General features: G+C 33.7%; 13 protein-coding genes and 1 tRNA gene. All 14 read left to right on the top strand.

Annotated elements, in window-relative coordinates:
* The first annotated feature begins 49 nt into the window (after nt 1-49).
* On the top strand, nt 50-1,288 hold the full coding sequence (locus ABWU74_RS05065; protein ID WP_010082038.1) for a hypothetical protein: 1,239 nt from the start codon (nt 50-52) through the stop codon (nt 1,286-1,288).
* A 112-nt stretch (nt 1,289-1,400) separates the two neighbouring features.
* Nucleotides 1,401-2,693 (top strand): sugar phosphate nucleotidyltransferase, encoded by a 1,293-nt coding sequence (locus tag ABWU74_RS05060; protein WP_264329418.1) that lies wholly within the window; start codon nt 1,401-1,403, stop codon nt 2,691-2,693.
* Between the two features lie 128 nt (nt 2,694-2,821).
* Nucleotides 2,822-4,030: a hypothetical protein gene (locus ABWU74_RS05055; protein WP_070357004.1), complete on the top strand. Its 1,209-nt coding sequence runs from the start codon at nt 2,822-2,824 to the stop codon at nt 4,028-4,030.
* Between the two features lie 280 nt (nt 4,031-4,310).
* On the top strand, nt 4,311-5,540 hold the full coding sequence (locus ABWU74_RS05050; protein WP_070357005.1) for a lipoprotein-releasing ABC transporter permease subunit: 1,230 nt from the start codon (nt 4,311-4,313) through the stop codon (nt 5,538-5,540).
* Complete coding sequence (locus ABWU74_RS05045; RefSeq protein WP_038250643.1) at nt 5,533-6,264, top strand: hypothetical protein; 732 nt, start codon at nt 5,533-5,535, stop codon at nt 6,262-6,264. Before ABWU74_RS05050 ends, ABWU74_RS05045 begins: the two co-directional genes overlap by 8 nt.
* The gene (locus tag ABWU74_RS05040) at nt 6,261-7,481 is read left to right on the top strand and encodes a hypothetical protein (RefSeq protein WP_007548692.1); all 1,221 of its coding nucleotides are present in this window, start codon (nt 6,261-6,263) and stop codon (nt 7,479-7,481) included. The genes ABWU74_RS05045 and ABWU74_RS05040 overlap by 4 nt, the downstream gene beginning before the upstream one ends.
* 198 nt (nt 7,482-7,679) lie before the next feature.
* A complete protein-coding gene (gene atpG / locus ABWU74_RS05035) occupies nt 7,680-8,552 on the top strand; it encodes an ATP synthase F1 subunit gamma (protein ID WP_010081973.1) in 873 nt (290 codons plus the stop codon).
* An 18-nt stretch (nt 8,553-8,570) separates the two neighbouring features.
* Nucleotides 8,571-9,905, top strand: a complete 1,335-nt coding sequence (locus ABWU74_RS05030; RefSeq protein WP_010081974.1) for a TldD/PmbA family protein — start codon at nt 8,571-8,573, stop codon at nt 9,903-9,905.
* A gap of 174 nt (nt 9,906-10,079) precedes the next feature.
* Nucleotides 10,080-10,331, top strand: coding sequence for a cold-shock protein (locus tag ABWU74_RS05025; RefSeq protein WP_006279919.1), 252 nt, complete (start codon nt 10,080-10,082; stop codon nt 10,329-10,331).
* 35 nt (nt 10,332-10,366) lie between these two features.
* Nucleotides 10,367-11,593: a DEAD/DEAH box helicase gene (locus tag ABWU74_RS05020; RefSeq protein WP_038199603.1), complete on the top strand. Its 1,227-nt coding sequence runs from the start codon at nt 10,367-10,369 to the stop codon at nt 11,591-11,593.
* Between the two features lie 203 nt (nt 11,594-11,796).
* Complete coding sequence (locus ABWU74_RS05015) at nt 11,797-14,103, top strand: AAA family ATPase (protein ID WP_070357007.1); 2,307 nt, start codon at nt 11,797-11,799, stop codon at nt 14,101-14,103.
* A gap of 64 nt (nt 14,104-14,167) precedes the next feature.
* On the top strand, nt 14,168-15,064 hold the full coding sequence (locus ABWU74_RS05010; RefSeq protein ID WP_209473361.1) for a class I fructose-bisphosphate aldolase: 897 nt from the start codon (nt 14,168-14,170) through the stop codon (nt 15,062-15,064).
* 5 nt (nt 15,065-15,069) lie between these two features.
* Nucleotides 15,070-15,141 (top strand) — tRNA-Cys (locus ABWU74_RS05005).
* Between the two features lie 121 nt (nt 15,142-15,262).
* The gene (locus ABWU74_RS05000; protein WP_007548704.1) at nt 15,263-16,330 is read left to right on the top strand and encodes a quinone-dependent dihydroorotate dehydrogenase; all 1,068 of its coding nucleotides are present in this window, start codon (nt 15,263-15,265) and stop codon (nt 16,328-16,330) included.
* The last annotated feature ends 42 nt before the right edge of the window (nt 16,331-16,372 follow it).

Here is a 16,372-nt window from a genome sequence, read left to right as displayed (position 1 = left end):
CTAGTTTTATTATTGAACTATAGCATTATAGCGATTTTGGTTTGACAATATGTTTGAAGCATTAAAAAAGGGAGCAATAGATCTTACACTTAAAGCAAAAGGTCTGCTTACTTCACCTGAATCTCAAGTTTACGTCGAAGACCTTAGAAAGGTAATGATGTATGATGGAAGGAAATGCCAGTATCCAAAAAATTATGATCAAATTGTACAGTCTGCTAAAATCATAGAAAACAGGGATATGCATGGAAATGCTATACTAGATAAAGATAAAAATCCAACCTATAAACTTTTGTATGGTCAAAAAGATGAGAATGGAGAACAACCAAGTTTCAGATTATCTTTAGTTACCAAAGATAAAGATAATGATAGATCTTATTTTACTATCAATTATATAGACAATCAGGGTAAGCAAATTCCGATAAATGAGTTGCATAAGTCATATTTTGAGCCATTAGGCTTTTCGAGAATGGATTTGAAAAAACACGTGCCAATTTTTGAAGCTGAAAAAACTAAGGATCCTCAATATCCATTTGAATTAACTAATTCTTCTGTGCTAACTAAAGAGGTAAAAAATAAAGAAGGTAAAGTTCAGGAAGTTGTTGATGAAAAAGGAAGAAATGGAGAATTATTATACACTAGTGATTACAAGAAGCTAAGCACCCATTTTTCAGAAATTAGAGATCAGAATGGTAATCTAGAGCTAGATAAAAGTCTTATATCTGTTCCTATCGTTTTTGCTACAAGTTTAGCTAAAGTTTGTACTAAATTGTTGACTTCTCTTCCTATAAAGTTAGGGGAGCATTTAATAAGCGAACAAAACCCAATTGCAAAGTCTTTTGGTTATCTTTTATTTACTCCTGCAATGGCAGTAAAAAATTTAGTGGATATGGGAGCTACCATACTTAAGGCTCCAATTTTATTGTTTGTAGCAAATGAGAAAAAATATGGTGATGCTTACTACACCATGTGGAAACACCAACTGAAAGGATGTTTGGAAGAAGCAAAAAGTGACTTTAATGTTATTAAAGGTGAAGAAAGGCTAAAGCCGGATCATGGGAATCGTGATTCACTAGTGGGCACATGGGATGAGCTTAACGCTAGAAGGCCAAAGAAACAAGGGGATGATAAAGAAGTTAGCAAGAGTAATGAAATACTAAAGAGTCCTGAGGAAGAACAAAATAAGGGTAATGAAATATTAAGTGATAAAAGAAAAGGTCATGTTGAGGAATTACAAAATAGAAGAAATTCACAGCAAGGGCAAGGCGCTACACATGATCACTCTCATTAGCAATTACTTTAAATCAACATTTACTTTCTTTATTAACTATTCCACAACAAAAACTTGCATGTATTTTGCCCTCAGTATAAGATATTAATTATTTAATTAATATCTTAACTAAATGCGCCCTGTAATATTGTGTGGTGGTAGTGGTAGCAGACTTTGGCCTTTATCTAAGCCAAAGCAATTTCAGAAAATATTTAGTCAGAACACTATGTTTCACAACACTTTGTTGAGGCTAAAAAGCGATTATATGCCGCCCATAATTGCTACAAATATACAGTACGAGTCATTAGTGATGGAGGAATTGCATGCACTGCAAGAATATAAAGTGATTTTCGAACCAGTGAAAATTGGAACAGCAGCGGCAATATTAATTGCTGCACTTCTCTGCAATGAAAACGAGACAATGTTAATTCTGCCTTCAGACCATTTTATAGGTGATTTGAATAGTTTTTATGCTTCTACTCAAAAAGCGTCTAAGTTAGCCTCTGAAACTAACTCTATAGTCACTTTTGGGGTTAAGCCTCATGAATTCAATTCTGAATACGGCTATATAAATGCAGTATATGATCAGAAAGAAAAATGTCATATAGTGAAAGATTTTACAGAAAAGCCCGAGCGTAAGTTAAGTAACGATCATTATTGGAACTCTGGAATATTTGTGTTTAAAGCAAAACGCTACATAGATGAGATTAAAAAATCTGCCCCGAATCTTTACAATTTATGTTTTAAATATTTCACACCGCAAGAGAGATTTCTGTATTTAAAACAACGAGATTTTGCAGGAATTGAAGGCATATCCATTGATTACTTGGTGATGGAGAAAGCAAAAAACGTTGCAATGATAGAAGCTAATTTCGATTGGTTGGATGTTGGAACTTGGAATTCAGTTTTAGAATTGAGTGAGAAGTTTAGTAAAGAACCGGCATCATTTCAGCATGTGATTAGAGAAAAAGAACCAGTTTCAACGACAGAAAGTAATAAAAATTTATTGAGTGGAGCTTGTAAGCAACCAAACAAAAGTCTAATTTCATTTATTCATAAAGTTAAGAAAGTAAAGGTGATAAGGAAAGAAGTTAAACCATGGGGATTTTGTAGTATAATTTTAATGAGCGAAAATTTTCTTATAAAATATCTTTTTATCAATCCATTAAGCTGCACTTCTAAGCAATTCCATCACTATAGAGATGAATACCATATAGTGCTATCAGGAGTTGGATATGTTAGTTTAGAAGACAAAGAATATGCTATAGCAAAGGACCATATGATAGAAATCCCAAGGGAAGTTTCCCATAGGATTGAAAATAGAAGCACAAGCTTTCCACTTGAAATAGTTGAATTTCAGATAGGAGAGCATTTATCTGATAATGATATAGTGAGATTGGATGATGTATATGGAAGAATATGGTAACGCCATAAATGCATTTGTTGGCAATTTATAATATGGGTATAGCTGCTTTATGTAAAAAATAATATTTACTAAATCTTAATATTTTAAACCTATACCCATATTTTAATAAATAATGAGTTGTAATTAATATGAAGGATCCATTTAAAAGTGACAATTATAGAGAAAATCTCGGTTTCCTTAAAGAAGCTATAAAAGCAAGAGATGAGTTAGTAACTATTAGACATTATAATAAAACGGTAAGGGATTTATCTCAGGCATTAAAGCGTTTTACAGATAAGGCAGAAGATGTAGCTAAGTTTGTTATACGTAGTGACTCAATTGATTATGTAAAATCGATGAATGGAAAGCCATCAGGTCTTAAGATATTAAAGGAAATATTGAATAGAATCTCGGGAAGAAATGTTCCAGTTAAGAATATAAGTAGTTTTATTGATAAATTACCTCCTCCTACTTCAATGACAATCTTTGAATATCTAGAGGCTTATCGTAAAATTTCAGGTTTGGAGCAAGTTGAAAGAGGAAATATTGCAATAGCTCCAGAAAAGCCAGAACGCAGTTTTCTAAAAGAAGATAGACAAGTAGAAGTTAATTATAATGATTCAGGCCATGGAAATTCATTAGATGAAAAGCCTGGATACAAAGAGATATCAAATTATCAAGAGAAGAAGAGTAAAATTTTAACAGAAAATTCACAAAGTTCAAAATCGCCTAGAGAAGAGCTAATTTATGTAACAGTTCCTAAAGAACATATGGAAGCAAAAAGAGAACTTAAACAAAAACAACAATCTAAACCTCCAATATTGCCAAAACCATCAATAGCACCCCCATTGCCAAAAAAAATGTTTACTGCTGGTCAAGAAGTTAGACAAAAACCAAAAGTAGTAGGAACTGTTCCTAAATCAACTAAAGATAAACCTGAATTACCACTAAAACTTAAAAAGTTAGGTCATACTGATCAAAAATCAAGCACAAAGCTAGAAATGGTAGTATCTTCTATGGAAAAAGAAATTAATTATAATATCGATATTAAAGTACAAGAGATAAGAAAAAAATTCAAACAAAATCAAGCAAAAGAAAGTCCTAATGCGCAAACTATTGAAAGCAGGACCCCTCCTGTTGCACAAGTGAATATAGATGTGGAGAAAAAAACTAGGCCATCACCAAAAGTTGCTTCCCAATCTCGCTTATTTCCAATGAGGGATGAAATATCTCAGATGAATCCCTTATCAGCAAAATCTGATCCGAGACCTCATGTTAGCAAAAATGCTCTTCTCACAGATGTAAATGTAAAGCAACTAGTTGTACAATTTGAAAATTATGGAAGGAAAGAATTATAACTTATTGAATAAACCCAATAATATTCTTGATTTTTTCTATGTTATAAAAGCACAAGCTCTCCACTTGAAATAGTTGAATTTCAGATAGGAGAGCATTTATCTGATAATGATATAGTGAGGTTGGATGATGTATATGGAAGATTTTGAAATTCTAATGTTAAAGATACTCTATAAGTCTGCTAAATTTAAGGAAGCAAAAATCTCTAGTTTTTAAATAAAGAAAAGTCTACAATTATACGAAGTTTCAAAAATATAATGTCTAACCTCAAAATATTTTGTAATGTCCATTGCCTTTGAAATTACTATGGCTGCTTGCTATTTGCGAGCAAGAAATGCCAGATTTTGCTCTATAATGACTTTGTTCTCTATTATCGGCATTGCCCTTGGAGTTGCAACACTAATAGTGGTGATGTCTGTGATGAACGGATTCAGAGCAAAGTTGCTTGACTCAATACTTGGCATTGATGGCCATATTAACGTTTATTTTGATAGGAACATAAATTCAGATTACTACGCAGTTTCAAAATCTATTGAGAGAATTCCTGGTATATTAAAAGCTACTCCTATGACCAATGATCAAGTTATTATTGTAGCAAATGGTAAAATTGCAGGTAGCGTAGTGCGAGGTGTGTCAACTAAAGATTTGCTTGATAGTACTGCCGTTACAAATAATGTAATTATAGGTGATGTAAAAAAATTTGATGAAGGGATAATAATAGGAGCACGCTTAGCAGAAGTTTTGAACATTGACTATGGCGACGAAATTACGTTTATATCATCTGAAGAATTTGATGCATTACTTGGTGAAATGCCGCGAATGAAAAAATATAAAGTTATAGCAATATTTGATATGGGTATGTTTGAGTATGATAATACCTTGATATATATGCCTCTAAAATCAGCACAAGCCTTTTTTAATTATAAAAATAGCATAAAAAATATAGAAGTACTTGTAGACGACGTTACTAGAGCTGATAAGCTGGCAGATGCTATAGAAAAAGAAATAGGAATGGAAGCTGAAAGTTGGCAATCACAGCAAAGCCATTATTTTAGTGCTTTAAAAACTGAAAGAAATGTGATGTTTTTAATTCTCACTTTGATTATAGTTGTAGCAGCGTTTAATATTATCTCAAATTTAATGATGATAGTGCAAGAAAAGAAATCCGCGATTGCAATTATGCGTACATTTGGTGCAACAAGTGGAAGCATTATGCGTATATTTTGCGCTTGTGGTCTATTAATCGGTTTTACGGGAACTTGTCTTGGCTGTATTATAGGTGTCGTTTTTTCTCTCAATATCGAAAGCATTAGAGTGTTTTTAGAAAACATTACTAACGTCAAGCTGTTTGATCCTATGATATACTTTTTTTCAAGTTTGCCAGTGATATTAGTACCCCAAGACGTAGTAAATATTTCTGCACTTGCGTTACTCTTATCATTTTTAGCGACAATTGCTCCTGCGTTGCAGGCAGCTGCACAAGATCCTGCGGAGATACTACGTTATGAATGATACTCAGCAAAAGTACATAGGTTGGTTCTTAATTGTATTGTTATTTACCGGTTACATCACAATAAATAACATAATCTTTTTAAAAATAAATCAGCAAGAGAGTGAAAACAATGTGAAAGCTTTAACGGAAAACATGGATGAATTTAGAATGTTGCTTGAAGTTAATCAATCTAGAATAGAAAAAAAGATATTTGACCTCAAGAGAAGTCAGCATACTCAATGTGAGCAAGGTGATAATAACTCAAGATGTAAGAACCTTGCAAAATTGCTATTACTTGTGGTTAAAATGAAGAATTCGTTATTGCGAGAAGCAAAATTTGATAACCATATAAATTCAATAAAGCCTTTGATATCAGAGCTTGACGATCCAGAGATAGAAAATGCAGTAGATGAATTAGAAAATTTGAAAGAGATAAATACCTTACACGAATTGAAGTTATCTTTTGAAAAAACTATTGATACTATCGATTACAACAAAAGTACATTGTCTAAAAAAATCATTTCAAACTGGATAAAGGTAGACGACCGAAATGATCCATTAAGAGTAAAATTCGCAGAAATTGAGGAGTCAATAAATGATAATGATTGGCAAAATATAACTGTTACAGTAAGCAATTTAACGCATTCAGAATTCAAGCCATGGCTGAATAAATTGAATGGTTTTATTGTAGCTTCTAAGAATATTTCAACAATATATCATCACTTATTACAATATATCTCATGATTTATTTTATAATTTTCGCTTTTTCGTTTTTATTTGGTATATGGGTCAAGGTAAGTGGTGAAGTAATAAAATTGGAATTAGGCAATTACACTATAAGTATTGATCTATATTTCATTATTTTTACTTGTGTAGTTTTATTATTTTTATTAATTACACTTGTACGCTTTTTTTCCTCCATTTCATCAACATTTGCCAACATAAGAAATAGAAGAAGGGATAGGGAAGAATTGCTTCTCTTTGAAGCTTTCTTTAGCATAGACTTAGACAATATAGAGAATGCCCAAAAGCTAGTTAAAAGTCTGAGTGAGGAGAGCGATAGGTTGTCTTTAATAAAGCTCTTTAACTCAGGTAAGACGGGAAATTACAGCTTTTTCAGTAACGGTTTAACAAATATTGCAAATAAAAATCGTAACTTAGCTCTACTTCTAGCCAATAAGCTGATTGTCCACCTCAAACAAGAAAAAGTAGTCTTTCAAAAATTTATAGAATATTGCTCTAGTTCAATTAACGATAAAATGCTATCTATTCCCTTTCAAATAGAGCATTGCATATTGAAAGAAGATTGGATTAATGCAATTTTGAGGTTGAAGGAAGCAGTTAAGTCCAATATTTTTCTCCCCTTTGATCATAAAGAAATGTTTGCAGTGTTTTATTGCGCTTTAGCAAAGCAATATGAAAGTAAAGGAAATTTTAAGGAGGCTATAAAGTCTTTATTTAGAGCACAACGTTATAGTGCAATTTTTCAGCCCATCAATTATTTAAAGGCAGAATTATATATTAAACTTGGAAAAATCAGAAAAGCTTCTGCAGTGCTAGAGGCAGAGTATACAGTAAATCCTACTCCTCAGTCAGCTAAAATGTACATCAATTTAAATAGTAAAGGTGCTGAAAGACTATACAACTTACGCCCTGATTATTATTTTAGTTACTGTTTACTTGCTTTGTCCTCAATGAGTTCAGGTAAATATGATCTTGCAAGTCAATATTTAGACACTGCTATGAAAAAAGCTAATTACATGTCAATCTACTTTATTGTAATACAACTCAAGGTTACATTGCAAGAACACGACAAGGTAATTTATTGGCTAAACAAGATGGGCTCAGAAGCTTTGCCTGATCCAGGCTGGAAATGTAAAAATTGTAACAGGGAACTAGAACAATGGGATCATAAGTGTTCAAGTTGTAATAGTTTTAATTGTGTTTATTATATATTATAAAATTCCACAAAGTGTAGAAATTACCATTAGGCTACTTTCACATTGATATTGCTGAAGTTAGAGCACTTTCTTAATATAATCCTTATCTCCAAACAATAAACCTGCAAGTTTCTTAGCTAGACTTGGTTTTAATGTCAAAAAAACTTGCTTTTAGACACTAACAGTTATATATTTTAATAAATCAGGGTTGTATACAAAATGAAGAGCTTAAAGGAATTATCCTTAAGAATTAAGAATATTAGGTCTGTACAGAAAACCACGAAAATAATGCAAATGGTTTCTGCAGCAAAGTTGTTACAAAGCCAAAAGAAGTTATTAAATTCAAAATTATATGTATCTAAGCTGCATAACATTATTTTTTCATTAATGCTATCAGTTGATCAAGAATTACTGGCAAAAATTCTAAATGTCAGTAACGACGGTTCTTACCTAGTATTCATTATTGCGTCTGATCGTGGCTTGTGCGGCAACTTTAACTCTTCTATTGTCAAATTTAGTCAAGAGCGTGTAAATAAGTCAATCGCAAATGGCAAAAAAGTAGATATTGTATTTCTTGGTAAAAAAGCTTTTGATGTAGGTAAAAATAGATTTGACTCTAAAAGTATCTTAAAAATTGAAAATAGTAAGGGAATCACGTTAAAGCACGTAGAAGCTTTGGTTGATGGTATAGATTTAAGTAAATACGATAAAGTTAAAGTTTTTTATAGTAAATTCTATAATACCTTCACGCAAAAACCAATGTTGGAAACAATAAAACCATGGAGTAAAGACTCATCCTTGATTGATAGCTCTCTGGCTGGTCCAACAACAGATTACGGCTATGAGTATGAACCACAAAATATTGAATTTATTTTAAAATCTTTGGTTCAAGATTACGTTGTAATTGCTCTTTACTCTGCTTTACTTGAAAGTGCAACGAGTGAGAATAGTGCTAGAATGGTTGCTATGGAATCAGCAAACAGAAACACTAAAGAGATACTGAACAAATTAGCATTGCTTTATAATCGTTCTCGTCAAGCAGCGATTACGACTGATTTAATTGAAGTTATAGGTGGTGCAGAATCTTTATAGAAATCTAAGGAATAGAAAATGAATATATTAAATATTGCAGCAGATATTACTAAACTAATAAAAAAGCAAAATCAAGATGCGGAAGTTACAATATATGAAACTAATAAGACTTCAGTTTCTCAGCGTCTATCAAAAATTGAGCAAATATCACAATCTAAAAATTGCACTGTAGGAATCAGAGCTATAGCAGGTAAAAACAAAGCTGCGTATATTTCTACAAACGATTTGAATAATCTGAGTGATACAGTAAGCCAAGTGGTAGAAATGGCAAAGAATGCGCCAGAAGATCCTTGCATTAATTTTGCTGTAAATGGTAGTAATTATATCTCTTCTGCAGATTTAAGTATCTCAGATAATAATGTTGTAACCGTTGATAACCTAAAAGAAATTGCTGAAGCTGCAGAAAATTCAGCCCTTGCACATAAGAGTATCACTAATTCTGAAGGAGCCTCTTCTTCATACGCTTTAGTGAATACAGTATTATCGACTGTTTCTGGTTTTATTGGCTCGTTTAGTAAATCAACCTTTGCTAATCAGGTCTCTGTTGTTGCTGGAAGAGAAAGTGAAATGAAGGTTGGTTACGATTATGATATAGCATGTAATTTTAGTGATTTAAAGTTGCCAGAGTTAATGGGAAAAGAAGCAGCAAAAAGAGCAGTTGATCAATTGAATTCACGTACAATGAAAACTGGTAAATTTCCAGTTATTTTTGAAAAAAGAGCAGCAAAAGGGCTAGTAAAAAGTTTTGCTTCTGCTATAAATGGGAGCAGTATTATAAGCAACAGTTCTTTCTTGAGGGGTAGTTTAAACGCTCAGATTTTCAACGATAGAATTAATATTATCGATGATCCATTGTTGCCAAGAGGCATAGCATCGAGACCATTTGATGGAGAAGGGATAACTAGCAAGAAAAATATATTTGTAAAAAACGGAATATTACAAAATTGGATTTTAGACTTATACTCGGCTAGAAAATTAGACTCAGAAACAACCGGAAGTGCAACTCGTGCAAGTAATGCTGCAGTTATTCCTGCAGCTAGTAACCTCTACATTGAGAATGGTGATGTATCGTTTGAAGAATTAATTCAGGAAGTGAAAGAGGGAATATATGTAACTGATTTATTTGGTTTTGGTGTCAATTTAATCAATGGCGATTACAGCCAAGGCGCTTCCGGATTTTTTATAGAAAATGGAAAAATAACGTATCCAATACATGAGATTACCATTGCTAGCAATTTGAAGGATATGTTTAGCAATTTAGTCGTTGCAGATGATCTAACTTTTTGTGGGCAATTTAATTCACCAACGATTAAAGTTAGCGAAATGACGGTTGCAGGTTCGCTTAACGATTAAAAAATTTATTTGCATCAAGTACAACAATTGTGTATTATTGTCATGTAATGTTAAGAATAGACTATGGAGTATAAAGGTTTAGTTTCAATAGCTAAGCTTAAAGCATTCTCAATCGTAATTTCAAAGTTTTTCATCACATTAGTAATGTTAGTTAATAATTTAGGAGTTGTTTAAATGGAATTTGGTAATGTAAAATGGTTTAATGCCGAAAAAGGCTATGGTTTCATCAAGCCAGAAGGTAAAGGGGGTGACGTTTTTGTACATATTAGCACATTGGAACGTTCGGGAATAAGACCTGAGGCACTTAAAGGAGAGAATAAAGAGAAGGGAATAAAAGGAGAAAGGGTGAGTTATGAGGTTAAAGAGGAGCGCGGTAGAAACGGAGAAGATAAAAAATCTGCAATAAATTTAAGATTGGAAGATTAATCTATTATGAAGTCTTTTAACAGGATTAACGTATTGTGAATAATTTTCATGAGATGGGTCTCCCAGCTTCGCTTAGACAAGCTCTAGATAAAAATAATCTTTTCGTCCCAACTCCGATTCAAATACAAGCGATTCCCTTAGCGCTACAAGGTAAAGATATTCTCGGATCTGCTCAAACGGGGACTGGAAAAACTTTAGCATTTGCTATTCCGTTGGTTGCTAAGTTGCTGAATGAGCCTAACACTGGTTCAGCTTTAGTCATCGTGCCAACCAGAGAGCTTGCGCATCAGGTAACAAATGAGATAAGAAAACTCTTATCTCAAAATTCTGCACTAAGGGTCGCTTTGTTGATTGGTGGTGAGCCTATTTTTAGGCAGCTAAATCAGCTTCAGAAAAAACCACAAATTGTAATAGGTACTCCTGGTCGTATTATAGACCATATTGAGCGTAAAACTTTGATTACTCGCAATGTTAGCGTTCTTGTGCTTGATGAAACGGATCGTATGTTTGATATGGGCTTTGGAGTTCAGATTGAAGAAATTATGAAGCATTTGCCTAAAATAAGGCAAACTCTTATGTTTTCTGCAACTCTTCCTGGAGATATAGTAAAACTTGCTGAGAAGTACCTTAATCGACCAGAACGTATTTCTGTTGATTGTGAGGTTACAACTTCTGTAAAAATTAAGCAAGAAATTGTTTATGCATCAGAATCAGAAAAATATGAAAAGCTTGTTACACAACTATGTCAGCGCGAAGGATCAATCATTATCTTTGTCAAAACAAAGCGAGGAGCGGATCAGCTAGCTAACAGATTGCACAAAGATGACTATAGCGCTTTAGCAATTCATGGTGATTTAAGGCAGCACAAGCGCGAAAGGGTCATTAATTCTTTTCGTCGTGGCCGTAATCAAATCATGGTTGCAACAGATGTTGCTTCTCGCGGCCTTGATATTCCCCACATTCAACATGTTATCAATTATGATGCACCACAATCGCAAGCTGACTATATTCATCGTATAGGTAGAACTGCACGCGCTGGAGCTGAAGGGTATGCGCTATCTTTTGTTACACCTCAAGATAAGAGAAGACTGCCTGCACTGGCAGACAAAGAAGGAGAGCTAAATTTTGATTGTAGTGTGCAATTTAAAAAACGTAACAGCAAAAAGGTCTTTAAAAGGCCAAGTACGTTAAAGACTAAATACGGTAGAAAAAAGATCAATGCATTTAAGAAGAAAAGCAGAGTACTAGAAAAAGCGTATTAAATAGGATTTGCCTACAATTTGATAAGCGTAAAACTCGTCATTCCGCTACTCATTAGCGGAATCTATGCTGAGATATTGCGGTGCTATGACGTAGATCCAGAGTGGGATTCAAATTGGCTACAGCGAACTGCTGGATTTCAATTTTTTTAATAATTGTGTGCTATTCATTATATATGAGTTCCCACTTTTAAAGAGAATAGGAGATGATTTCCAAAAACTTAGAGGCAAGTTTGAATAGAGCACTATTCATTGCTTCTAATTTTAATCTTAAATATGCGAAAGTAGAACATTTATTGCTGGCGTTAACTAAAGACGTGGATGTAAATTACGTTTTATCAAGATGTAATATCAGAGCCGATGAAATCATCAGTATGGATAACATTCTATCAAGATGCAATATTAAGGCTAATGATTATAATAATAATATAAAAGGGTTTTTACAAAGCAGTTCTGAATTGATTATCAGTGGAGTTAAACCTAGCTCAATGTTTCAATGCATAATACACAGAGCAATAATACGGGCTCATAGCTTGGGGAAAAAAGAAATAAATGGAGCAAGTGTTCTAGTAGAAATTTTGTCTGGGCAAGATTTATACGTTGAAGATCTATTGCAGAAACAAAGTGCGAAAGATTCCAATTTGATTTACCACATATCTAACATGAAATACTCTAACGATATAGATGAATACACCACTAATCATAAAGTAAAACTTGATAAAAATAATGATGCTCCTACTACAGTAAATAAAGGTGAGCTACTAAAAGATGAGGAAATTCTACAAAGTTATTGTAAAAATTTAAATGACTATGCAAGAAGCAAAAAAATAGATTATGTTATTGGTCGTGATTATGAATTAAATCGCACTATAGAAATATTATTGAGGCGTAGAAAAAACAACCCTTTATATGTTGGAGATCCAGGTGTTGGCAAAACCACAATAGTTGAGGGTTTGGTACTCAAAATCATTGAAAACAGTGTTCCAAGTGCGCTCAGGTCCAGTATAATTTATGCTTTGGATTTAGGGTCACTCCTTGCAGGGACACGCTATAGAGGTGATTTTGAAGAGAGAATAAAATCTATAATAAAAGCGATTGAGGCAAAACCAGGTGCTATCCTTTTTATTGACGAAATACACACTATCATTGGAGCAGGTTCTACAAGTGGTAGCTTTCTTGATGCAGGTAACCTACTCAAACCTGCGCTTGCAAGAGGTACACTGCGTTGTATAGGTGCAACTACATATAGAGAATACAGCAATAGTTTTGAAAAAGATAAAGCATTAGCGAGGAGGTTTCAAAAAATTAATGTTAAGGAATCTTCTGTTAACGAAACGATAAAGATACTAGATGGTATAAAGCACTACTATGAAGGGTATCATGGAGTATATTATACAAAGAATGCCATTAGGTCTGCGGCTGAACTTTCGCATAAGTATATTACTGGGCGAATATTACCTGATAAAGCGGTTGATGTTATTGATGAGGCAGGGGCATATTGTAAATTGCTAAGAAACAGGGGTAAAATTGTAAATAGTAGAGATATTAAGAATACCATTACTAGAATTACAAATGTGCCTTGCGGATCTGAATCTGATGATTTGCAGAAAGTAAAGTCTTTAAAAGCTAATCTAGAGAAGGTGATTTTTGGCCAAGAGCAGGCAATAGAATCTCTTGTTAATTCTATTAAAATTGCTAAATCTGGGTTGAGAAATTACAATAAGCCTTTAGCAAATTATCTTTTTGCAGGGCCAACCGGTGTTGGTAAAACCGAGCTAGCAAAACAATTAGCAGAAAGCATGGGCATGAATCTTATACGCTTTGATATGTCCGAATATATTGAGTCTCATACGATATCAAGGATGATTGGTTCTCCTCCTGGATATGTAGGTTATGATCAGGGTGGATTACTCACAGAGTCTGTATCTAATAATCAATATAGTGTTGTGCTGCTTGATGAAATTGAAAAGGCTCATAGCGATATCTATAATATATTGCTACAAATTATGGATTATGGTTGCGTTACAGACACTTACGGACGTAAAGTTAACTTTTCCAATATAATCTTAATTATGACAACTAATGCAGGAGCAGCTGAACGCAGCAAAAGTTTTGTTGGCTTTGGGCATAAAAAATTTAACACTGGTGATAGTGAAAAAGCGATAGAACAGGTTTTTAGCCCTGAATTTCGTAATCGTCTTGATGCGATTATTTCTTTTTCTGACTTAAATGCGGATATAATTCTGCATATTGTAGATAAATTTATTCAGGAACTGAAAAAGCAGCTGACGCAAAAAGGCATAAACTGCTTGGTAGAAGATGAAGTGAAATCTTATCTTGCACAAACAGGTTATAGTAAGGAAATGGGAGCACGTCCGATAGAGAGACTTATTGAAAAAGAGATAAAAAGTTACTTAGCGGAAGAAATACTGAATCGTAAATTAATAAAAGGAAAGAAATTAAGAATCTATATGAATAAAGTAGAAAATAAAATTGCTTTTGATATAGTTTAAAATCCTTGTATTGAACTTCATCTTTGTTACAATCTATAACTTAAATTCAATTTGAATTATAGTGATAAGTGATAAAGTAAAACAAGTCCTAAGCTACTACGAAAGTGAAAACCCTGGGGTAAAAGCAAATCTTACTCGTATTCTCATGCATGGAAAGCTTGGCGGCACTGGCAAGTTAGTGATTCTGCCAGTAGATCAAGGATTTGAGCATGGTCCAATTAAAAGTTTTGAAGTTAACCCTGATGCTTATGACCCACATTATCATTTTCAGCTTGCGGTTGATTCGGGAGTAAGTGCATATGCTGCTCCACTTGGTATGATTGAAGCTGGTGCTGCAACTTATGCTGGAATGCTCCCACTTATTTTGAAACTTAATAGTTCCAACTCTTTACATTCAAAGGATCTAACCTCTGATCAGGCAATAACCTCTTCTGTGAAAGATGCGCTGCGTTTGGGCTGCTTAGCTGTCGGATTTACTATATATCCTGGTTCTGCTAAGTGTTTCGATATGATGGAGGAAGCCCGTGGAATCATAGCTGAAGCCAAATCTTACGGGCTTGCAGTAGTGCTATGGTCTTATCCACGCGGTGAAGGGATTTCCAAAGAAGGTGAAACAGCAGTTGATGTTATTGCCTATGCTGCACACATAGCAGCTTTGCTTGGCGCTAATATAATAAAAGTAAAACTTCCAACTAAATATTTGGAAAGGGAGAAAATAGAAACAGAAAATATTGAATCATTATCTAAAAGAATTGAATATGTTAAAAGGTCTTGTTTTGCAGGGAAAAGAATAGTAGTTTTTTCTGGTGGTGAATCGAAGGAAGTAGATAACATATACAATGAAGCGAAAGAAATTAAGCAGGGTGGCGGTAATGGTTCAATCATTGGACGTAACACTTTTCAACGCAAAAGGGAGGAGGCTTTATCTATGCTAAAAGATATAATGGATATCTACACATAAAAAACGGCTGGGTGGCAGAATGGCTTATGCGGAGGACTGCAAATCCTTTTATACCGGTTCAATTCCGGTCCCGGCCTCTTTCATTCTCTATATCTTGTAAAAGTTAACAGTAGCTTTAAGTGTGTAACCTATAGAGAAAGCTTGTCCATAGTAAAATCAATTTCTTTTCAAGTTATGGTTATACTCTTATAGCGTTTCATGGTAAAAAATAAACTAAAAATAAGCAAAGTGTTTTACAAACGTAATTTACTATTTTTACTACCGCCCGAAGTTGCTCACTCTTTGGCAATTATGGCATTAAAGAAAATGCCTTATAAGAATCCTATAGAGCTACCAGAATCTTTGAGTGTGAATTTTTTTGGTAATAAGCTCAGAAGCCCCATAGGTCTGGCTGCAGGTTTTGACAAGAATGCAGAAGTTATAAGGCCTATGCTCTCATTTGGTTTTGGGTTTATTGAAACTGGTACTGTAACTCGTAATCCACAATATGGAAACAAAAAGCCAAGAATTTTTCGGTTAATTAAAGATCAAGGGGTAATTAACAGATTGGGATTTAACAATAAAGGAATAGACTATTTTCTTAAACAAATAGGTGAAACCAAGCTTGATGACTGCATTTTTGGCATCAACATAGGAAAAAACAGTACATCAAAGGACCAAATCAGCGATTATGTTGACTTAATAAAGATAGTATATGGAAAGAGCAATTATATAGTGCTGAACATCTCATCCCCAAACACGCCTAATTTACGCAATCTGCACAATAAGCAAGAATTATCGGAATTGTTGAAATCCGTAACTCTAACCCGAAAATCAATTGATAATTCTAAATCCATACCAATAATATTAAAAATCTCACCAGATGTAGATCAGCAAACGAAAGAAAATATCGCTGAGCTTGCGTTGGAATATAAGATTGACGGATTAACAGTAAGCAACACTACGGTAAGTAGAGATAATCTGCATTCTCACCATAATGAGAGTGGTGGGTTGAGTGGCAAACCGCTGTTTAAACTTTCAACCGAGTTATTGGGCGATATGTACAAATTTACTAAGGGCAAAATATTATTGATAGGGTGCGGAGGAATCTCAAGTGGTGCTGATGCATATAAAAAAATAAAGGCAGGAGCTTCTTTGGTGCAGTTGTACACTGCTCTCATATACCACGGACCTCAAGTTGTAAACAAAATTAATCTAGAACTTGCAGAACTAATAAGGAGAGATGGATTTAGTAACATTAGTGAGGTGGTGGGTTGTATACATTAATTTTGGAAGTTGGTGGTATTATTTTAATAAAATAAAACTAAT

The sequence above is a fragment of the Wolbachia endosymbiont (group A) of Paraperithous gnathaulax genome (genome assembly GCF_964028485.1).
GTDB classification, from domain to species: Bacteria; Pseudomonadota; Alphaproteobacteria; order Rickettsiales; family Anaplasmataceae; genus Wolbachia; species Wolbachia pipientis.
This window is presented reverse-complemented; position numbering and strand designations above follow the sequence as displayed.